The organism is Mesorhizobium sp. WSM4807 (genome assembly GCF_055811615.1).
Genome location: NZ_JBVVQY010000008.1, coordinates 147,406 through 167,113 on the forward strand (window position 1 = coordinate 147,406; position 19,708 = coordinate 167,113).

The 19,708-nt window shown below is 59.7% G+C and carries 15 protein-coding genes and 5 pseudogenes; 9 read left to right on the forward strand and 11 right to left on the reverse strand.

Annotated elements, in window-relative coordinates:
• Positions 1-152: 152 nt before the first annotated feature.
• From AC0L3N_RS13110 to AC0L3N_RS13120, 3 genes and pseudogenes are all read right to left on the reverse strand, one after another.
• A complete protein-coding gene (locus AC0L3N_RS13110; RefSeq protein ID WP_473547967.1) occupies positions 153-905 on the reverse strand; it encodes an acetoacetate decarboxylase in 753 nt (250 codons plus the stop codon).
• A gap of 509 nt (positions 906-1,414) precedes the next feature.
• A pseudogene (locus tag AC0L3N_RS13115) lies at positions 1,415-1,710 on the reverse strand (ribbon-helix-helix domain-containing protein); the annotation flags it as partial.
• Between the two features lie 534 nt (positions 1,711-2,244).
• Complete coding sequence (locus AC0L3N_RS13120; RefSeq protein WP_473548076.1) at positions 2,245-2,358, reverse strand: hypothetical protein; 114 nt, start codon at positions 2,356-2,358, stop codon at positions 2,245-2,247.
• A gap of 119 nt (positions 2,359-2,477) precedes the next feature.
• Between AC0L3N_RS13120 and AC0L3N_RS13125 the strand changes: the two genes are divergently transcribed.
• Together AC0L3N_RS13125 and AC0L3N_RS13130 are read left to right on the forward strand one after the other, a co-directional pair.
• A protein-coding gene (locus AC0L3N_RS13125) for an IS630 family transposase (protein WP_473547968.1) occupies positions 2,478-3,468 on the forward strand; the annotation gives its coding sequence in 2 pieces (ribosomal slippage) (positions 2,478-2,813 and positions 2,815-3,468; 990 coding nt in all).
• A gap of 118 nt (positions 3,469-3,586) precedes the next feature.
• A pseudogene (locus AC0L3N_RS13130) lies at positions 3,587-4,049 on the forward strand (SOS response-associated peptidase family protein); the annotation flags it as partial.
• Between the two features lie 28 nt (positions 4,050-4,077).
• Here the strand turns inward: AC0L3N_RS13130 and ligD are convergent.
• Complete coding sequence (gene ligD, locus AC0L3N_RS13135; RefSeq protein ID WP_473547969.1) at positions 4,078-5,124, reverse strand: non-homologous end-joining DNA ligase; 1,047 nt, start codon at positions 5,122-5,124, stop codon at positions 4,078-4,080.
• A gap of 282 nt (positions 5,125-5,406) precedes the next feature.
• Positions 5,407-6,009, reverse strand: a complete 603-nt coding sequence (locus AC0L3N_RS13140; protein WP_473547970.1) for a cold-shock protein — start codon at positions 6,007-6,009, stop codon at positions 5,407-5,409.
• A gap of 149 nt (positions 6,010-6,158) precedes the next feature.
• Here AC0L3N_RS13140 and msrA point away from each other — a divergent pair, with 149 nt between their 5' ends.
• Together msrA and AC0L3N_RS13150 are read left to right on the forward strand one after the other, a co-directional pair.
• The gene (gene msrA, locus AC0L3N_RS13145) at positions 6,159-6,677 is read left to right on the forward strand and encodes a peptide-methionine (S)-S-oxide reductase MsrA (RefSeq protein WP_473547971.1); all 519 of its coding nucleotides are present in this window, start codon (positions 6,159-6,161) and stop codon (positions 6,675-6,677) included.
• 126 nt (positions 6,678-6,803) lie between these two features.
• Entirely contained in the window at positions 6,804-6,932 is a 129-nt protein-coding gene (locus AC0L3N_RS13150) for a hypothetical protein (protein WP_473547972.1), read from the forward strand.
• A gap of 548 nt (positions 6,933-7,480) precedes the next feature.
• Here the strand turns inward: AC0L3N_RS13150 and AC0L3N_RS13155 are convergent.
• From AC0L3N_RS13155 to AC0L3N_RS13165, 3 genes and pseudogenes are all read right to left on the reverse strand, one after another.
• Positions 7,481-7,966 (reverse strand): hypothetical protein, encoded by a 486-nt coding sequence (locus AC0L3N_RS13155; protein ID WP_473547973.1) that lies wholly within the window; start codon positions 7,964-7,966, stop codon positions 7,481-7,483.
• Positions 7,967-8,227: 261 nt separating this feature from the next.
• A complete protein-coding gene (locus AC0L3N_RS13160) occupies positions 8,228-8,503 on the reverse strand; it encodes a hypothetical protein (RefSeq protein ID WP_473547974.1) in 276 nt (91 codons plus the stop codon).
• A 1,293-nt stretch (positions 8,504-9,796) separates the two neighbouring features.
• Positions 9,797-10,786: pseudogene (locus AC0L3N_RS13165) on the reverse strand (poly-gamma-glutamate hydrolase family protein).
• Between the two features lie 279 nt (positions 10,787-11,065).
• Here AC0L3N_RS13165 and AC0L3N_RS13170 point away from each other — a divergent pair.
• A pseudogene (locus tag AC0L3N_RS13170) lies at positions 11,066-12,220 on the forward strand (DUF2130 domain-containing protein).
• Positions 12,221-12,275: 55 nt separating this feature from the next.
• On the opposite strand, the gene AC0L3N_RS13175 reads toward AC0L3N_RS13170, so the two are convergent.
• The 3 genes and pseudogenes from AC0L3N_RS13175 to AC0L3N_RS13185 form a co-directional block, all read right to left on the reverse strand.
• Positions 12,276-13,130, reverse strand: a complete 855-nt coding sequence (locus AC0L3N_RS13175) for a helicase-related protein (RefSeq protein ID WP_473547975.1) — start codon at positions 13,128-13,130, stop codon at positions 12,276-12,278.
• Positions 13,131-13,187: 57 nt separating this feature from the next.
• Positions 13,188-13,868 (reverse strand): annotated as a pseudogene (locus AC0L3N_RS13180) (integrase core domain-containing protein); the annotation flags it as partial.
• Between the two features lie 402 nt (positions 13,869-14,270).
• Positions 14,271-15,359, reverse strand: a complete 1,089-nt coding sequence (locus AC0L3N_RS13185) for a LysR family transcriptional regulator (protein ID WP_473547976.1) — start codon at positions 15,357-15,359, stop codon at positions 14,271-14,273.
• A gap of 18 nt (positions 15,360-15,377) precedes the next feature.
• On the opposite strand from AC0L3N_RS13185, the gene AC0L3N_RS13190 reads away from it, so the two are divergent.
• From AC0L3N_RS13190 to AC0L3N_RS13205, 4 genes are all read left to right on the forward strand, one after another.
• Entirely contained in the window at positions 15,378-16,301 is a 924-nt protein-coding gene (locus AC0L3N_RS13190) for an NAD(P)H-dependent flavin oxidoreductase (RefSeq protein ID WP_473548077.1), read from the forward strand.
• 60 nt (positions 16,302-16,361) lie between these two features.
• Positions 16,362-17,717 carry an MFS transporter gene (locus AC0L3N_RS13195; protein ID WP_473547978.1) on the forward strand — a complete coding sequence of 452 codons (1,356 nt, stop codon included), beginning with the start codon at positions 16,362-16,364 and terminating at the stop codon, positions 17,715-17,717.
• Complete coding sequence (locus AC0L3N_RS13200) at positions 17,718-18,191, forward strand: tautomerase family protein (protein ID WP_473547979.1); 474 nt, start codon at positions 17,718-17,720, stop codon at positions 18,189-18,191.
• 89 nt (positions 18,192-18,280) lie between these two features.
• The gene (locus tag AC0L3N_RS13205; protein ID WP_473547981.1) at positions 18,281-19,177 is read left to right on the forward strand and encodes an alpha/beta hydrolase family protein; all 897 of its coding nucleotides are present in this window, start codon (positions 18,281-18,283) and stop codon (positions 19,175-19,177) included.
• The last annotated feature ends 531 nt before the right edge of the window (positions 19,178-19,708 follow it).

Genomic DNA, 19,708 nt, shown 5'->3' on the forward strand with positions numbered 1-19,708 from the left:
TCATCGTCATCGCAACAGTCGTCGCACGGCCACACCGTCCGCGAACGGCACACCGAAGACTTTCCGCAACGGCTTGATGCTGCTTCGTGAGAGCCAACTTTCTTTGTTGCCCGACCTACATGCTGGTCGATCTGATCACCTTGACTTCGGGTTCACGCCGCCTGCGGTTCGGCCAGATAGTCGTGAACAACTGTCCCGAGGCCGAGTGTCAGATCCGCGATGAAATGGGCGGCTGAAACGACCTCCAGAACCGGCAGTTCTGCAATCGGCGCGAGTGCATGCGACCGTAAGTCCAAGCCTGCGGGAGCACCCCATGCGCCCTTCAATGTCACGTCCTCCATCTTAAGGCGTACCAACTCGCAGACACGCAGGCTGCCATCGACATGCGGAATAATCTTCAGGAGGAATGTCGGCTGACACAGCGAGGCCAGAACTTCGCTGTGGTCGAGCGCCCGATGTTTAAAGCCCATGGTGCCTGTTGCGATCCGGACCGGGCCGTAGTCGAGGGTGCCGACCAGTGTGTCTCCATAGACCTCTAACGCAGGATGTGCATATTTCTTCGGGAATCCCCACAACTCACGGCCACCCAAAATTGGCGGTCCGTCGTCCAAATACATGGCATGCGAATAGCCGCCGATCACGTCGTTAAACCTAACGGGAATGACCTGGCCGGACTCAATATAGCTCCCGAAACCCGCAGAGTCGGGCATGCGAATGAACTCAAACTTTACCAAGGCATCATCGAATTCGAGTGGCTGAGGGACTACGGCGCGTAGCCGGTCGGGGTCCGTCCGGTAGGTGATGATAAGGTACTCGCGGTCCACGAAGCGATATGGCCCCGTCGGGTAGGCGGGGCTTGTCAGCGGCATCGAATAGGCTTGGGCACGCACATCTTTGGACTTCAAGGCTTCTACCCTCCCCGGTGAGCGCTGCATCCCGGATAAGAACGCTTACACTGCTAAGATCTACATGAAGCTCGCAAGGAGCATGCCAAGGCGGTAATACTTTGATTGATTGATATTTTTTCAGGTTTGCTACAACGGCCGCTCAGCTATTAGGTCTGATATGTCCTTTTTTGTAAGCATCCTGCCATTGCGGCATCGGCGACACAGGTATCGCCTAGGGTGTGTATATGCGCGAGGAGGCTTCGAAATAAGCACCGACCGGGTCGGGCACCTCTGGCACCATTCGTTTCCCCCTGCAGATTTATCCCGTTCCACGGGGCGCATCAATGCCAGTCGAGCGAATTACAAACGGTTCGACGCAAACAAGCATTCACCGGCGGTGCGGAGTCACCAGCTAGGGAAAGAGTCTGCCCAGCGTTCCGCTTGATCCAAGGTCTAGCGACCGAGCAAATTCGTGTCCGCGCGCAGGTGCAAATGCTCCACCTGCGCCCTCTCGCCTTCACGCAGCTTCGCTTTAATTTAAGACGCTCGTCGTGTGAGGGCCGGTAACCTCGCAGATAGAGTGCGCAGGTAGTCCTGAGCATAGACGCGAAGTTCGGGATATCTCCGTTGATCTCGAGTGCCTCGTCACAGAGCTTGGAGATAAATTTCGGCGTTGACAGCCCCTGGCTCTCGGCAATTTCGTCGAGAAGTGTCCAAAAAGCGGCCTCGAGCTGGATGCTGGTCGAATGGCCGGCAACACGGACCGAACGGTTGGTCTCTGGCGGTATCCTTCGGGATCCTGTCTCGCGTAAACCTTGCACATCTGTGGCCTCCCGTTCCTGTGGACCGCCGTTGTTCCTGTCCGGCGGTTTTCATTTCGGCATTTTCTCCACAGAAGAGCTGCATCGTCTTGTCTCCATTGCAAGGGAATAGTCGGTTCAACGCGGCTTCAGAACTCGGGTTGCTCGTTTTCGAGTAGACGAACAAGCGTTGGTCGGTGCGACTGCACCGAGTTACGTCATTGGACGGGTATGCCAAGGGGGAAACGGAATTGCGACTGCTCAGGCGCTGGCGAACCTTCGAATGTTGCGCATGCGTTGGAGCGCCGGCCGATTCGAGCACGATCAACGATCGCTGTGGCAAGGTCACGTCAATGTCCCGAAGTGCCGTTCTGGCTGGCTGACGCCGACGCGTTCGCCTACCGCCAGACTACCCCGCTCAGGAGCGCAACGCCGGTAGCACTCCCATCTCCTTGAGCAACCGGCTAGCGCCGTCAATCTGTCCATGGTCCAGAGGATGAAGCGACTGTCGACATGGATGCTGCGGCTGCGGTCCGCGTCGCGCTCCCAGTCAGAGATTACGCCCTAGAGCGTGCCGTCGAAGGCGAGACCCACGAACTCGCAGCGAAGTTGAACCGGACTTCATCCGCCGTGAGGAACCGATTGGTTGCTCCGGGAAAGCCGGCGACCATCACGAAATCGCCTTCTTGCACGCCTTTAGAGCGGTTCCTGATTTGACGGAATCGAAGGGGATTCCGGATCAGTCGGTTTTGTGATTCAAGATGCTGGCTGGAGTGGAGGCCAGCATCTGATGACGCGACCTCTTTCGGATGATCTTCGCGAACGTGTTGTAGCGGCGGTTTTGGGTGGCGAGAGCCGCCGGTCGGCCGCGAAACGGTTCGGCATTTCGGTTTCGGCGGCGGTGAAGTTGTTGCAGCGCCATCGGGCGACTGGCTCGGTTGCGCCTGGCAAGATGGGCGGACATCGCAAGAGGGTGCTGGAGCCGCACCGTGCCTTCATCGAGGCCCGTGTGCGTGAGACGCCGCATCTGACGCTGCATGGTCTGAAGAATGAGTTGGCCGCTCGCGGGATCAAGGTCTCGCACAACGCAGTGTGGCAATTCCTGCGCCGCGAGGGGCTGAGCTTCAAAAAAAACGCTGTTCGCCCTTGAGCAGGCACGCGCCGATATTGCCCGCAGGCGCCAACGATGGCGATCCTGGCAGGCCGGCCTCGATCCCCAGTGCCTGGTCTTCATCGACGAGACCTGGATCAAGACCAACATGGCTCCGCTGCGCGGTTGGGGGCCGAAGGGCAAGCGGCTGCGCGGCTTGGCTCCGCACGGCCACTGGCGCACGCTGACTTTCCTTGGCGCGCTGCGCTGGGATCGGCTCGCAGCACCTTGCGTCTTCGACGGCCCGATCAACGGCCAATGCTTCCGCGCTTATGTCGAGCAACAGCTCATCACCGTCCTTAAGCCCGGCGATATCGTCATCATGGATAACCTGGGAAGCCATAAGTCGGCCGCCATCCGACAGATGATCAAGGCCGCCGGCGCCAGGCTTTGGTATTTGCCGCCCTACTCTCCCGACCTCAACCCGATCGAGCAGGCCTTTGCCAAGATCAAGCACTGGATGCGCCAAGCCCAGAAGCGCACCGTCGAGGATACTTGGCGACACATCGGCCACCTCGTTGAAACGATCGAGGCAACCGAATGCAACAACTACTTCGCAAACGCCGGCTACGCTTCCGTCAAAACGTGCAAGACTCTAGAGGCGATGCGCAGCCAGTTCTTCGGCCGGTAGGGCACGTTGGCCGAGGGACTTCTGGCCAAAGAAACGGGCGAGGGTGAGTTTGACCCTCCAGATGCGGCTATCGCAGCGATCCGAGCGAAGGATTATGGCCCCTATGTCGCGCCGGCGTGACGTGGCGCCGATCATCAGGACTATCGGGGGCGTCCGAGGCGAAGGCGATATGATGCAACGTCGCTGGAGCTGGCCCGGACCGAACAAGCGGCCGGTCTATTATTTCCGTTCAGAGAGCCGGGAGTTCTCGTCGAACCGGTGCCTAATCGTGGCGGACGGCTTCTACGAGTTCACCGATCCGATAGACCGCAAGAAGAAGCGAAAGGACAAGTGGCTCTTCACAAAGAAGGACGAGCCGATCTTCTGCATTCCTGGAATCTGGCGTGACACACCGGAGGTCGGCGAATCCTTTACCATGCTGACGATGGAGCCTGGGCCCGATCTCGCGCCCTATCATGACAGGCAGATTGTTATCCTCGATCGCAGCGCGTGGGCGGACTGGCTTGACCCTACGGTGTCGTCGAAGTCGCTGATCAAGGCCCTTCCCCCCCAGCACACTGCAGGAAGAGCAAGTCGGGTGACTTGAAACGAAACGGCGCCCGATGTCGATCAGAGATGGGGCGGGGAGCGCACCACCTGCCGGGCTGGCTTGTCCTGACGCTCGCCTTTATACGAGACTCGGCGCAGGAGATTGTCTTCCGTCCAGGTGAGATAGGTGACCTCGACCACCACTTCAGGCCTGACCCAATGCACGCGCGACAGCTCAAGCGGCGAGCCAAACCGGCTCTCGCGCGGCGGCGGAACGTCGAGGGGCATTCGAGCTGTCTGAAGTGGCCCAAGCCGGCGAGCCAATCGCTTGAGCTCTGCCACCGTGATGCCCGTGCCGGCGCGGCCCGCGTACAGCAGACGACCATCATCGGTGTAGTAGCCGAGAAGCAGCGAGCCGATATGCGGCCGGCTTCCTGTCGGATCGGTCCAGCCGACGACGATGAATTCCTCTCTGTTGAGACACTTTGACTTGACCCATAGGCCGCGATTGCCGGATGCGTAGGCGCGGTCGATCAGCTTTGAGATAGCGCCCTCGAGTGCAAGCCGGCAGGCGTGCTTGCGGAACGCAGGCCCGTCGCCGATCACGTGATCGCTGAAGCGCAGGCCAGGTATGTCAGTCGAAAACAGGCCTTCCAGTCGCGCCTTGCTGTCGATGAGCGGCAGCTCCGCAATGCTTTCTCCGTTCAGGAACAGAAGATCGAAAGCAAAGAAGACAAGATCGCCCGTGCGGCCCTCGTCCAAAGCGGCCTGCAGGCGGCTGAAGGAGGTGACGCCGTCTGCCCGAACTGCGCACAGCTCCCCGTCGAGATATGCCTCTTTCACCGGGAGCGCGCGGAGGGCCGCTATCGTCGCTTGATAGCGATGCGACCAATCGAGGCCGGTGCGGGTGAGCAAGCGGATGTCGCTGCCGTCGATCCGCGCGTGCATGCGGTATCCGTCGTACTTGATTTCGTGAAGCCAATCGAGGCCGTTGGGCGCTTCGTCGACCAGGCGCGTCAGCTGAGGCTCGATCCATTTCGGCGGATGCGTTCTATTCGGCTTTGCCGGATTCACCGTCTTCCGCGCCAATTGAGATGAAGCGTCGTCATGCGGGCCAGACTGCCACATGACGACGGTATATCAGCTGCAGCTTTTATCGGAAATCGCGATGCTTACACCCAGGTAACGCTTTCGCGCATGCGATATGAAATTTGTGCATTGCAATATCTGCGGCGATCGATATGATCCTGTTGTCGGCCATCTACTCCTCCCAGATGCGATGCCGGCGCTGAATGCGGTGCACCTCCTCCCGCGCTGCATTTCAAATCAAGCCCGCTGCCACCTCCTCCCGGCAGCGGGCTTTTTTCGTTGCATAAGGGCAATTTCGGGCCATGGCCCGGTTATTCGCTTCTAGGCGAGGCGAACGCTCCGGACTTCCAGGCCTTTCTTGCCCTGCCCGCATTCGACAATCACCTTCTGTCCCTCCACCAACACGCTGAGCCCTGAGCGGGTCAGCGCGGTGGCATGAACGAAGACGTCCTTCTCACCATTTTCGGGAGCAATGAAGCCGAACCCCTTTTCGGGATTGTACCACTTGACCGTGCCCTCGCTCTCCAGCTGCGCACCACCCATCGCGGCGATGGACCCCCCAGCAAGGCGCGCATCTGCCGGCGTTTTCGCGATCTGATCGCTGATCTCCAGCACGTGCACGACCTGACGACCTCTTGGACTTTGTTCAACCGCGACTTTGAGACGTGTTCCCTCGGAAACAGCGCGGCTTCCGGCAGCCTCCAACACTCGGATGTGCAGATAAGCTTCCGTGCCGTCCGACAGTTTGACGAAGCCAAAACCCTTGCTGGCATTGAACCACAATATCTCGGCGTCGACAGGGTCTGCGGCTACAATCGCGGGCCGCTGAAAGTAGCTTGGCTCGGAAGCCTGTTCCGAAAAGGAAACGGGGTCATCGTCATGGCGATGCCGGCGTGGCTCGCGATAGTCTCGATATTTGCCCATGATCGTCTCGACTGACATGGAGCGCACACTGCGCTGGCGTCAGGATAATCTCCATCGGGCGACGCGTTTGTGTCAAATGGCCTGCGGCTGAAAAAAGATGGCAACAATGCCTATATTGGCGATGAACCAAATTCAGGAGGTCAGAGACCATGACGACCGAACGCGCAGTGCTTGCAGGCGGCTGCTTCTGGGGTATGCAGGATCTGATCCGCCGCTACCCCGGCGTGATTTCCACCCGCGTCGGCTACACCGGCGGTGAGGTGCCTAACGCTACTTATCGCAATCATGGCAGCCACGCCGAGGCGATCGAGATCGTGTTCGATCCAGACACGATCAGCTATCGCGATCTGCTGGAATTCTTCTTCCAGATCCATGATCCAACGACGCGCAACCGCCAGGGCAACGATGTCGGCGCCAGCTACCGCTCGGCGATCTTCTATACAGACGACAAGCAAAAGCGCGTTGCGGAAGACACCATCGCCGATGTCGAAGCATCCGGGCTTTGGCCCGGTAAGGTCGTGACCGAGGTGGTGCCGGTCAGCGTTTTCTGGGAGGCCGAGCCGGAGCATCAGGACTACCTCGAGCGCTATCCCAATGGCTACACCTGTCATTTCCCGAGACCAAACTGGAAGCTTCCGAAGCGAGCGGAAATTCGCCGCGCGGGGTAGGCCGCCGCACTTTACAACTCCTTCTCGGCCAATTCGCGGAATCGTCGGGGACCGAGCGCGGACCGTCCAGTGCTGTGTGGCGGCGTAGCCCGCGCGCCGAATTGGCCGAAGCTATGAAGCTCATAAATGGAGAACGGAAATGAAGCGGATTCTGACCTTGGCAGCGCATTCACGCTCGTCCTTCAGCATATCCTCTCCGGCCTGCCTGCCGGCAAGGCAGAAGTGCGCCCGGTCCACATCGGTGCAATCAGCTGAAGCAAACGATGTTTCCGTAACCGCGCAATCGAAACGGCACGCAAGAGGCCGGGTGTTTCATCATCGTGTTCAATTCCATCAAGGAAAGGACACGTACTTGAACAAACTTCTCGCCGCTGCCGCTGCCTGGATCCTGATCGCGACCACTGCACACGCTGGGCAGGAGACGACTGTCCCGATCGGTCAAAGCTCCGGATCTGCGACTGCGCGGACAAGTTCGCAGTGGATGGTGTGTTGGACCTGGATGCTTCTGGCACGTTAGTTATGGAAATGGAGCGACGCCAGCGGCACCATCTGGGCCGTCGACGAGGTATCTTGGTCTGGCTTTGCTGCACTCCATGCGCGCGCCGCAAGCACCATCTGGGCGCAGCGCAGCGTCAGCGGCGGGTGGTCATCAGGCCGAGATTTGCGAGGCCGTCCGGGTTGTGTTCACGAACTGAATCGACACACCCGCGGTCTCGGCGATGCCGTGGCCGAACGGTTCTCCACTTGGTGCCGTAGTACAGAAGCTTTTGCACAGGCGTTCAATGGCCACGAAATGCCCGGCGCTATGGCCGTACCTCGCCTTTTCGCATCTCCTGCGCCACTAATCTGCCGGCAGTCAAACCCAGTGCGAGCGCTACATACGCAGTTGCGATGGAGCGCTTAGAAAGCACTGTCTCCCAGCCCGGGGTCAGCCGCTTCGGTACAACGAGATAGTCCACAGCCGCAGCGATCGCGGCTACCGCGGAGGCATCGCGCAGCATCAGTAGCGGCGACCGCGGAGGACTTCTGGCGAGCCAAGCCTCGAAAGGAGCGGCCCAGAATATGGCCGAAGCATGATGGGTGCCGAAGCCGACCGCCGTGTGCGCGAGGTCGGCCTTCCTAGCCGCACCAGCCTTGTCGCCGTGGAGCCAGTGGCTGGTGGCGTTGGTCGGCTGCAGCGCCGACTTTCCTTCGGCTTTGGCCAGAAGGGCGAGGAACGCCGCCGTCACAACACTTGCGACTGTGCCGGTCACGCCTGTCGAAAGTCCAGTCTTCAGCAAGCCGTTCACCTTAACCTCCGTAACTCTCCCTCTTTTTTAACCGCCGAACCGAAGCTCAGTCCCCGACACCTCCGCCGACGGCGCGTTCTTTTCGCGTCTGTCAGGTGATTGCGACTGCCCGGGTATACTGGTGGTTGAAATCATTTTCTGCGCCGCCGCCCCGGAAGAGGTTTTCATTAAAATTCCGCCAAGTTTTACACTGCCTTCGCATACTCATCGATGACTGCGGCAGTTGCAGCCTTGCTGCGGGTGTTTTCGCCCCTTGCGGCTTCACCGTTTGCGGCGCCTGGAAAGCCGGCGGTGATTTAGGCGAACCTGCCGCCCCGCAGGCTCAAAAGCAGCAAGGGCCATTGATCGCCCGATATCGGCCAGCGGCGATGACGCGTCGGCTATGGCGAGCGGCAATGCCAATGCGCCCCGCGTCCAAGCCACCTGTGCCGCAAAAATCCCCTGCGCAAGGGCCGAAACTTTTTCGCTCACCGCCTTGACGGTTTCTAGCCGACCTGAAACCAGCGAACCGGTTGCCTCGGCAACCAGGATCGGCAACCGCAACCCCACAACCCAGGGCGCGAGCATCAGGTTCTGGGCAAGAGCAATCTCAGCGCGGACGCGCCTTCCTCGTTGACTGGCCAACACTCGTTACTCCTTCTGTTTGGATTTTGCGGGCCCGGATAGGGGGCCGGCAATGACCATCAACAACATGCGCCTGTTCAGGGTTCCATAGCCCCAGTCCTTCCGTCTCGGCCGTCTCGGCCCGTTCTCGTCAACGAGCTTGTCCATGCCGCCGATTAACCGCAGTCGAAAGCAGATGGTCGTCCCCGCTCGTCTCAGGTAGCCGAACTTGGCACAAATGCTGACCCGTTTAGGCTTCACCTGTATGCCGCGCTCGCCGAGAAAGAGCGGCGGCTGATCTCTGGAACGGACCAAGCCCGCCCTCGCCTCTCGCAAGGACACCTTCGGCCGATCACCCGGCCTACAACCCCTCCGGACCGGCATCGGAATCGTCGATTCCTTTCCCGGTGGGGCCGCGCAGGGTAATATTAGGCCTCCATGTATTCCAGATTGAGGGGCACACCGGAAAATGTCTTGGTCTTTAATGTCGTCCTGCGCATAGGCGCGGGAAACCGGGAAAAGCCAATCTCTCAGCACGGGGACCAGTGCTGCGCGATTCAAACGTATTGGCTTGGCCAGAGTTCCCGGACGGAGGACAAAAACCCGCCGCACCTTTCGGCACGGCGGGCTTTCAGTCGTTCACCAGGCACGGGGTGTGGGCGGAGGGCATATGCCTGGATCGTAGGAAATCCTACGCTCGCCAGCTGCGTCGCGTCTACTAACCGGCGGTTGGCACCCTTTAGCCACGGCGGGCTTTCGGTTGGCGAGTGTATGGTGGCGCTTTGCACTTAAGGAGAGTAGGATTTCCCGGTCGCCCATACCTTGCTGCAATTGAGCGCTTGAGAGCGAGCAACGTGCTTTCGCCTAATCAGGGAGAAGTACGATGCAGCACCTATATTCCAGCTCGTCATTCACTATGAGAAGACGGTGTCATTCCAAGACAGAGTTGTCGAGCATGAGCGCCGGTGCGCACATATCCTCCCGGATAACGAAGCCCTGCTAGCGACTCTGGCCGAGAATTTGGCCGAAGCCCGCCGCTCCCTCGATCGCGTGACGCACAGTCATCACAAGCTCACCTCCAAGCAACTGCCTGGAAGCCGAGAAGTTCTTCCTCGTCCCTCACGCCGCCATACAATTGGCCATGATCCGAGACGCGAGTGCTTCATGCTGCTTCTCCGATTGAGCCCCAGCTTCAGCTGATCGATCACGCGGCCCAATAGCGCCAAGTCAGAGGGAGGAACACACCCGCTCTCTCGGCTTGTCTAATATCCGCATGACACTCCCCCTTCGAAAGATCCCCGGTGGTGCGCCAAAGATCGCCTGAGGGGGCTCCCCGGACAGAGCCCCAAGCGCATTTGTTGGCACATTGCGTGGGAAGATCAACAAATTATTTCGTGGAACGATTTCATGGCGAATCTGCGCTGTAATCCCGGTGGCTGAAGGTTTGGCCGCCACCAACAGCTTTTCAAGCAGTGCCTTGATTGCCGAGACGATCCGAAATTGCCTTGCGGACCGCGGCGGAAAACAGCGCGCGGCGTTCGGGATTCGCGACGAGCGCGTCCCGCAGTGTTTTCGGTAACTCGAGCTGCACGCCCCGCCCGGCCTATTCCGCGGTTGCAGATGTTGTTCCTGTGCTGGCCAGGGAGCCTTGAAGCCCACGCCTCTTAGAACCAGCGCCATTGCGTCGCGCAACTCCTCGCCCCGCCCGCCGAGCCAGATCGACTCTGGGTCATTGCCGTCCGCGCGGCCGTGCATGCCGATCGCGATCTGGGCCTTGGTGACCAGCTCGACGCATCGGTCTTCGTCAAAATATTCGGATCCGATATGCAGCTCGCGATGGGGTCATTTCGGCTTGAGCCCTTCAAACAGGTAGAGCGAGAAATCATCTCCCGCGACGGCGGTGGCCATTTGGGACGTGCCATACTCAATCCAGCCTCCATGCGGGGCGACAATTGCCACGGCCGAAGCTAGATCCAGAACCGAGAAATCGTAGTCGACGCCCTGCTTCTTATGGGCTGCCAGCTCGGCGAACGCCGTGTATTCGTCCGCTTTCGGCTTCTGCCCGATGCCTGGAGATCGTTTCATTGCTACCTCCCTGTCTATCTTTGATGGCCCACCGCGAGAGCGACGGCCACTGAACATGTCCTTAGGGCCATAGGTGCCCGGACCGCAACGGAAGAAGGCCAATGGCCCGATCGACATCGGCCCTTTCGACATCAGTTTCCGGTCTGGCCACCTCTGCGGGGGGTAACTGAAAAGTTCACTCTTTGTTCTTTCTGGTGGCCGTGCAATCCTGTATACTTTGGGCCGTTCTTTTTGCACCACGTTACTTCGCGAGGATGTGCCTGATCTGTCCAGCCCAGGACTCTCAATGAGCCGACAATCAGCTGCCCGAGCTGCAAGACGGACATCAAGCTCAATGAGTCGCTCGCGGCGCCGCTGATTGCGGCGACGCGCGAGGAATACGAACGACGACTGGCGCAGAGCAACGCCGTCATGACCGCCCGGGAGGAAGAGCTTGAACGCAAGCAGGCAGCGATCGACGCCGCCCGGGATGACATCGACAGCCAGGTCGTCGAAAAACTCAAGCTTGAGCGTGCTGGCATAGTCGCCGAAGAGGCCCGCAAGGCAAAACTGTTGATCTCGACGGACCTTGAGGACAAGGACAGGAAACTTGGCGAGATGGAGGCGACGTTGAGGGCGCGGGACGAGAAGCTCGCCGCGGCGCAGTTACAACAGGCCGAGTTTATGAAGCAGCAGCGGGCGCTCGAAGACGAAAAACGGGAAATGACGCTGACCATTGAAAAGAAAATCCAGGAAGGGTTGGACGCCGTTCGCGTCAAGGCCAGGACCGAAGCCGAAGACGGTCTCAAGATGAAGGTGGCCGAGAAAGAGGAACAGATCGCCGGTATGCAGCGTCAGATCGAGGAGCTGAAGCGCCGCGCCGAGCAAGGTTCCCAGCAGCTTCAGGGCGAGGTCCTTGAGCTCGAGTTGGAGTCGCTGATCGGCAGCCGCTTCCCGATGGACATCATCGAACCGGTCCCAAAAGGTGAGTTCGGTGGCGATGTGCTGCAGCGCGTGGTGGGGCCGGCCGGCCGGCCCTGCGGCGCGATCCTGTGGGAATCAAAACGCACCAAGAATTGGAGCCAGGGCTGGCTGGGCAAGCTCCGGGCGGACCAGCGGCCGCCAAGGCCGACATCGCGCTGATGATCTCGGAAGCGCTGCCTGCGGGCGTGGAAACGTTCGATCTCGTGGATGGCGTCTACATCGCCCATCCCAAATGCGCGATTCCGATCGCGATCATGCTCCGGCTGTCCCTGATCGAACTCGCCAACTCCCGCCTGGCGCGGGACGGTCAGGCCCACCAAGATGGAACAGGTCTACGGCTATCTGACCGGCCCCCGGTTTCGTCACCGGGTCGAGGCGATCGTCGAAAAGTTCTCAGATATGCAGGACGATCTGGCCAGGGAACGCAAAGCCACGATACGCATGTGGGCCAAACGGGAGGCTCAGATACAGGGTGTGATCGAGTCGACCGTCGGGATGTACGGCGACCTGCAGGGCATCGCGGGGAAGGTTATGCAGGAAATTGAGGCCCTCGAGGTTCTAGCCATCGATGCGCCGGGGGCAGTTGGAGCCGAGACACGGTAAACGGTCCGACAGGCGGCCGGCCTAAGTCGGACGTCCCTCTGCACCGGATCGCCGCTTAGGCAACCTCAACCTGGCCAGCAATGACCCGGGCAACGTACCCCGCCATCCCGTGGCGTCTGATCTCCGCCGTATCGCAATGATCGCAACAGGCGCGGAAACGTCTGGACTTCGTCCGAGTGCCGAATGCCCAATCCAGAATCCAGACCGAAAAGCTTGGACGTCGAGTGGTCTTCGGCCCCTGAAAATATTCCGAGATTGCGGTGCGCATGCAGGACCGGGTCTTCATCAGCTCACTGACCTGATCAATCTGATGATAGCGTTGCTGCAGCATATGCTCCCGGTCGAGCGCGGAGATCTGTGCTGCCTCCACTGTTTTCTCGCCCATGAAAAGTAGCCTTGAGATATCCCGGCCGACGCTCGAACGATTGTGGAACATGACCGCCACGGAAGGCTCTCCATCCCTCCCGGCGCGACCGAATTCCTGTAGCTGGTCTTCAACCGAGGCCGGCTGCTGCCAATGGATCACGAGGCGGACATTCGGCACGTCGAGGCCCATGCCAAAGGCGTTAATGCAAATGATCTGGTCGAATGGCGGCCTGCTTTGCCCAAGGAAGCGCTTGACGAGTTCCTGTCGTTCCCAAGCGTTTCCCAGTCTGGAATGATACAGCGGCACTTCACGCCCGAGATTGCGTAGCTCCGCTTGCAACTCCTCTCCAACCTTCGTCGAGGGCACGAACACCATCGCCTTCTGTCCTTGGAGCTGCGGTATCCGCAGGAGAGATGCGATTTCCCCGGCTCGCTGATCGGCTGCGCGTCGCCATCGGAGGAGCGCGATATTCGGTCTGTCGACATCGCGCACAAAGATCTCGGCGTCTTCGATACCGAGCGATTTGAGGATGCGTTGCTGCATCTCTCGCCCAGCGGTCGCAGTGAACGCCAAGACAGGTGGTGACCTGCCACCGGATTTTCATCCAGCCGCAATTAGAGCCTCGGCGGGTTTTACGCCGTATGGCGCGGGTTGAGCAACGGGCGATCGGCGGAGCTGGTCGGGGTTGCGCAGCCGATCGTCCGTTGCGGTGAGATGGCGGCATAGGCCGCGGGCGTGAGGTATCCGAGCGCTGAATGTGGGCGTGATCGGTTGTAGTCGTCCCTCCATTCGGCAATCGTCGTGCGGGCATGGTCGAGGCCGAAGAACAGGGTCTCGTTCAAGAGTTCATCCCGCATCCGCCCGTTGAAGCTCTCGCAGAAACCGTTCTGCATCGGCTTTCCCGGTGCGATGCAGTGCCATTCCACCTGGTGGTCCTTCGACCAGGCGAGGATGGCGTTCGAGGTGAATTCCGTGCCGTGATCGGAGACGATCATGCCGGGCTTGCCGCGGCGGGCGATCAGGTCCGTCAGTTCGCGCGCCACACGCCGGCCCGAGATCGAGGTGTCGGGGATCGCCGCCAGGCACTCTCGCGTCACGTCGTCGACGACGTTGAGGACAAAATCCAGCGACCAGCGCGCGTTGGCCCGGGCCTCCACCAGGATCGGCACCGGTGCCGACCGCACGCCGTCGCGCACGCCGTTTGCGCACCGCCAGCCCTTCCTCGCGGTAGAGCCGGTAAATGCGGTTGATCCCCGCCGGCTCGCCATCCTGCCGCGGCAGGTGTACCCTCAGCGATCATGCGAAGATCGTGTGACTGTCCAAGTTTTCCCAAACGCAGGCATCCCACAGATGGGGCACTCGGCTGCTGCGGGTCACCGTCGACGACAGTCACACTTACTGATCTCGATTTGATTGTTAAACCTCGATCTTAAGAGCAGCAGTGCTGACCTCAAGCTCCTTAACCGATGTCGAAATGAGTTTGGCCGCGGGCATGGCACGCGCAAGCGGAGCACCCTGGCCAGCCCATTATGCTCCGAATCCGCGCTCATTTCTTGCTTTTGCAGCAGAATGCAGCGCCTTTCCAGCATCGTAGGCGATCTCTGGGCAAACGCACCCCTACGATCTGCCATCAAGATTCGCCGACGATTGGGTCTGACTGGCCCCTTTTTTTCTCCACCTTTCCTAAGCCCGCTGCAGTTGTCGGACCGGCTCTGGTCCTGCCGGCTGAGGCCGTGAATGCGCCTCAGACGCCACCGCCATGAAAGCCTGAAGTGCCGCGGAGAGATACTCGTCGCTCCGCGTCACAAAAACAGTCGGCGCCGACCGCAGATTGTCAGGTAGCTGGTGTATGATGACCTGTCCGTCGGCTGCCGCATCCTGAACGACCCCCCGAGGTAGCATGGCCATCCCTACCCCGGCGGCGACGCAGCCGATGATCCCGTCCATTGTTCCGAGTTCCATCCAGCGGACATGCGTTACCCCACACGCCGCCAGGAACGTGTCCATGCGCCGGCGATAGGAACAGCCCGATCGAAAAGCGAGGACCTTCAGAGCCGGCGATGCGGCCAAGGCCTTCAGATCCGAAAGCTCGCGAAACCGCGGCGAGGAGATCACAACGAGCTCCTCTTCGACGATCGATAGGCTCTTCAGTTCGGGATGAGCGATGGGGCCGGAGACGAACGCGCCATCCAGTTTGCGTCCGACGACCTCGCTGACGAGCTGTTCCGTCGGGGCAGCCTCCACCAGTACGTCGACCTCTGGATATTCTGCAGCATAGCGGATCAGGATCGGCGGAAGGCGAAGCGCTGCAGTGGTCTCCATGGAGCCGATCCTGAGTAAACCGCACGGCGTACCGCGGTCTGTGACGACGCGCTTGGCTTCGTCCAGAAGCTCTCCGACGCGCTCGGCATAGGGAACGAGCTGAATGCCGGTGGCTGTCAGTGTAACCCCTCGCCTGGAGCGATGAAAAAGCGGAGCACCGATTTCCTCCTCAAGCGATTTTATTCTCGCGGTGACGTTGGATTGCACCGTGTTGAGCACACCGGCAGCCCCTCCGATACTGTTTGCTCTCACCACCGCCTGGAAAAACCTGAGGTCGGCGCTGTTCATCAGCCATCTCCTTTTCAGATAAAAAACATCTGATCTAATCGTTTGTCTTAAGTCAAGTGTCGCAATACCGTCGAAGAAAAATTTCCGGGAACATCCCTCAAACTGGGAGAAGTATTGATGACGATACGAACGCGTCTGACAGAATTTTTCGAAATCGAGCATCCCATCATCCTTGCCCCGATGACACCGGTCGCGGGTGGCGCGCTTGCGTCCGCCGTCGCCGACGCCGGCGGTCTGGGCCTGTTGGGTGGGGGATATGCTGATCGTCAATGGTACGAAACAGAGTCGTCGCTCATTACCAATGAACGCGTTGGCTGCGGGTTCATCGCCTGGGCAGTTGAAGCCGACCTTGATCTGTTTGACCGCGCACTTGGGGAGCGTCCGTCCGCGATGATGCTTTCGTTTTCGGATCCGGCGAAGCTCGCGGCACGGGTCAAGCAGGCGGGTGTTCCGCTGATTTGCATGATCCACACACTCGAACATGCCCGGCGCGCAATCGACGTTGGCGCCGACGTTCTTATTGTTCAGGGGACCGAGGCCGGCGGCCATGGCCTGGTCGCGCGGTCAACGATGCCCTTCGTTCCCGCAGTCGTGGATCTGGTGGCAAAGATTTCGCCTTCTGTCATTGTCGTGGCGGCAGGCGGCATTGCCGACGGTAGGGGCCTGGCCGCTTCGCTGATGCTCGGAGCAGACGGGGTCCTGATGGGAACCAGGTTCTGGGCTACGCGAGAGTCGCTCATCCATCCGGCAGCCAAGGACAAGGTAGTCGCTGCCTCTGGCGACGAGACAATCCGGACTTCCGTCTACGATATCGTCCGTCAGAAGGCCTGGCCCGCTGGCTATACCGGCCGACTGCTCAAAAACGGCTTCATCGACAAGTGGCACGGGCGGGAAGAAGAGCTGCGCACGCTGCATTCCGAAGAATTGTCGAAGGTCGAGGCGGCATGGGCCTCTGGCGACTATGACACGGCCAACGTGACTGTCGGTGAGGCGGTGGGCCTCATCAACGATCTGCCGTCGGCGAAGGACATCGTCCGCCGAACGGTGCGCGAGGCAAGCGAAAGACTTGGCGTCTACGCATTCGATCAGCGCATCGCGAACTGACTTACCACGGCCCTGAAGAGAGGGCCGACTGCTTTCAAAAACATAAAGGGGAACTGCAGCATGCAACAGCTACAGGAAAGGGGCGACTCGGTCCGCAAACCAGGTATCTGGACCGTCGTCCTTGCATCAAGCGCCGGCACGGTCATCGAATGGTACGACTTCTATCTTTACGGAAGTCTGGCGATTTTCTTCTCAACGCTCTTCTACCCTGCCAATGAACCGACGGCAGCTGTTCTGATCAGCGTCGCAACCTTTGCCACAGGCTTCCTCGTGCGCCCATTGGGCGCCCTGCTGTTCGGCAGCATCGGCGACCGCGTCGGACGCAAGAGCACGTTCTTGATGACGCTCATTCTGATGGGCATTGCGACCGCGCTCGTCGGCGTCTTGCCAACCTTTGAGACCGCGGGATATTTCGCGCCGATCGCTCTTGTGGTCCTTCGGCTCATCCAGGGATTGGCGATCGGCGGCGAATACGGCGGCGCCGCCGTTTACGTTGCAGAACACGCACCGGCGAACCGGCGCGGGTTCTTCACGAGCTTTATCCAGACAACGGCAACCGTTGGCTTTTTTCTGGCGATTGTCGTCGTGCTTACGTGCCGGCTGTCGCTCGGCGAAGAACTCTTCAAGCAATGGGGTTGGAGAATTCCGTTCCTGCTATCATCGGTTTTGATCGTGCTGTCCCTTTATCTGCGCCTCAAGCTGAGCGAATCCCCGGTCTTCGAGGAGCTTCGCAAAGGCGGGAACACCGCAAAGAGCCCAATCCGTGAGAGTTTTGCCACCGGTCATGGCGTGCGTTATGCAGCCTTTGCACTGTTCGGGGCGACCGCCGGCCTGGGGTGCGTTTGGTATACAGGCCAGTTCTACGCACTGTATTTCTTGCAAAGCGTGCTGAAGCTTGACTTCCTGACAGCGAACATTTGCCTTGCTGCTGCTTTGGTGATCGGAACGCCCCTCATCGTTTTCTTCGGCGCCTTGTCCGACCGGATCGGCCGCCGCAAGTTGATTGTCACCGGTTTTATTCTGGCAGCCGCGTTCTATGTTCCAATCTATCAGGGCATCGCCGCCGCCGTCGCTGCCCAGAACTTCGTTTTGGTAACAGCGCTGATCGTCGCCCAACTCGTTTTCGTAGGATTGGTCTATGGCCCTATGGCAGCTTTCCTCGTCGAGCTCTTCCCGGCGAAATTGCGCTACACCTCGCTCTCGCTGCCCTATCACATCGGCACAGGCGTGTTTGGCGGCTTTGTTCCCCTCATCAACCTGTCGCTGGTTGCCTACACGGGCAACATCTATGCGGGCCTGGCCTATCCCATTGCGATCGCGATCATGAGCGCAGTCGTAAATGTTCTCTGGTTCCCCTGCGCGCTGGCTGGGGAGCCCGAGGCTGCCCCAACCGGTCTACCGGCGAGGGCAATCTGAATGTTCACCGAGGACGCCGAGTGCGCGTCCCCGCCCTCTTTCCTATTTCCGAGCACGACCCATGCCGCTGATAAAATTAACCTTCTGAAGGGCCGATCGCCTGGGGAGCAGGACAAGATCCTCGACTGCATCCATGAGGCGGTGGTCAGGGCTTTCCATGTACCGCCAGCCGATCGCTATCAGATCCTGATCGAACACGAGAGATCGCATGTGCGCGCGGAGGATACCGGTCTTGGTCTTTTTCGCAGTGACAGGCTGATCATTATCGAGGTGATCTCGCGAGCGCGGTCAACTGACGACAAACAGGCCTTCTATCGTTTCGTTGCGGCAGGGCTTTTGGATGTGTGTGCGATCGACCCTGCAGGTGTTGTGGTCAGTGTCGTAGAAAATGGTGACGCGGATTGGTCCTTCGGCCTTGGTCGAGCTCAATTCATAACCGGCGAGCTTCGCGGAAATCAGGCATCGCGGCGGTGAAAGACGTCAATGTCTAATGCCAGTCCGATACGGCCGCGCCATCAGCTTTGACCGGCCGCGCAAATTCAAACAACAAGGAGAGAGCAGCTATGAAACAGCTACACCGAACCGTTGCAGCGTCACTGGGAATGCTGATGACAACTTTTTTAGTTTCGGCGCAAGCCAAGGAGGCCATCATCAAGTTCCAAGTCGAAGGCCAGACAATCGTAGGCACGATGGTCAGGCCGGATGATGTCGCGAATCCTCCCGTCATCCTGATGCTTCACGGTTTCACCGGCAGCCGCAACGAATGGAGTTCGGAGGCGGTGAAGGAAGGCCTGTTCGGGCGTGCCGCGCCGGTGCTCGCAAAGAATGGCATCGCTTCGCTTCGGATCGATTTTCGCGGCAGCGGCGCGAGTGACGGCAAATTCGAAGACATGATCGTCGAAACCGAGATAACGGACGCACAAGCAGCGCTCGACTTCCTGTCGGCGAATGACAGCATCGACGGCAAACGTATTTCGTTGATGGGAATGAGCCTGGGCGGTGCGGTCACGACAGCAGTTGCCGGCCGGACGAAAACGCCTTTAAAGTCTGTCGTGCTCTGGAACCCCGGCATCAATCTTCCGGCAGCGTTCATCTCCATATTTGGCGAGAAGCAGATGGCGGAAGCTGTGACAGCGGGCGATAAAGTCTATCCGGCCAAGCGCGTCGGAGATGGGAAGGAAATTCCATTGAAAGGCCGCTTCTTCGAGAGCCTCTACGCGGTGCAGCCTGCCGGCGAAATCTCGCGCTACAAGGGGCCGCTGTTCCTCGCGGTCGGCACGCGCGACAGCATCGTCTTTCCCCAACCCGTTCTCGCCAGGTCGTTGCTGGCTTATCACGACGGTCCGGAAGAACTGTGGGCTGAACCCGTTGATCATGGTTTCGGCGTTGAACAGAGTGCCAAGACCGTGGACAAGCTGATCTTAGCGACGGTCGCCTTCCTGAAGTCCAACGGCGAATAGCCTGCGCGTCGAACGGCGCTCGCTCGGCCGCCAATGCCGCCGGAATTGGCGGCGTCTTAGCGAAAGCGGTAACGCTCGCCTGTCGGTTATCCTTCATGCAGGATGCCTGCCCGCGTGAACCTGCCCGGTTCCCGAGTACATCCGCCCCGTGACGACCGAAAGAAAAATTCGAGCTGATCGTAGGCCGCTCGCTGGCTGAAGACGGCGCGGCTATGATCGCGAGCTGCAACGGCGTACTCTCGACCCTCTCAAGAAGCAGGCGTCCAGACCCAATCAGGATATTAGCTTTCGTACCGGCAGTTGGGAAGAAGTCCGGTCGCACGCGGAAATGATCGCAGGCCAGCGAGCATGTCCTCGACTGGTTCCATATCCCCATGCGCAATGGAAGCCGCTTCCTTCCGCGGCTAACCCGATCCTGCCCCGCAACTGCGCGCAGGATTGCTGGCCGGCGTCGCCATCGTCGAGCGCGCCGGGCCTGCGATGCTCGAGATGCTTCACGCCCGTACGAGGGGAACATGAGGATTTGTGGGG

Coding starts and splice junctions, on each gene's coding strand:
- AC0L3N_RS13120 (WP_473548076.1), bottom strand. CDS start 2,358: ATGGTCGCCGGCTTTCCCGGAGCAACCAATCGGTTCCTCACGGCGGAT.
- ligD (WP_473547969.1), bottom strand. CDS start 5,124: ATGTGGCAGTCTGGCCCGCATGACGACGCTTCATCTCAATTGGCGCGG.
- AC0L3N_RS13140 (WP_473547970.1), bottom strand. CDS start 6,009: ATGGGCAAATATCGAGACTATCGCGAGCCACGCCGGCATCGCCATGAC.
- msrA (WP_473547971.1), top strand. CDS start 6,159: ATGACGACCGAACGCGCAGTGCTTGCAGGCGGCTGCTTCTGGGGTATG.
- AC0L3N_RS13150 (WP_473547972.1), top strand. CDS start 6,804: ATGGAGAACGGAAATGAAGCGGATTCTGACCTTGGCAGCGCATTCACG.
- AC0L3N_RS13175 (WP_473547975.1), bottom strand. CDS start 13,130: ATGCAGCAACGCATCCTCAAATCGCTCGGTATCGAAGACGCCGAGATC.
- AC0L3N_RS13185 (WP_473547976.1), bottom strand. CDS start 15,359: ATGCTCGATTTCGAAAAATTCTGTCAGACGCGTTCGTATCGTCATCAA.
- AC0L3N_RS13190 (WP_473548077.1), top strand. CDS start 15,378: ATGACACCGGTCGCGGGTGGCGCGCTTGCGTCCGCCGTCGCCGACGCC.
- AC0L3N_RS13195 (WP_473547978.1), top strand. CDS start 16,362: ATGCAACAGCTACAGGAAAGGGGCGACTCGGTCCGCAAACCAGGTATC.
- AC0L3N_RS13200 (WP_473547979.1), top strand. CDS start 17,718: ATGTTCACCGAGGACGCCGAGTGCGCGTCCCCGCCCTCTTTCCTATTT.
- AC0L3N_RS13205 (WP_473547981.1), top strand. CDS start 18,281: ATGAAACAGCTACACCGAACCGTTGCAGCGTCACTGGGAATGCTGATG.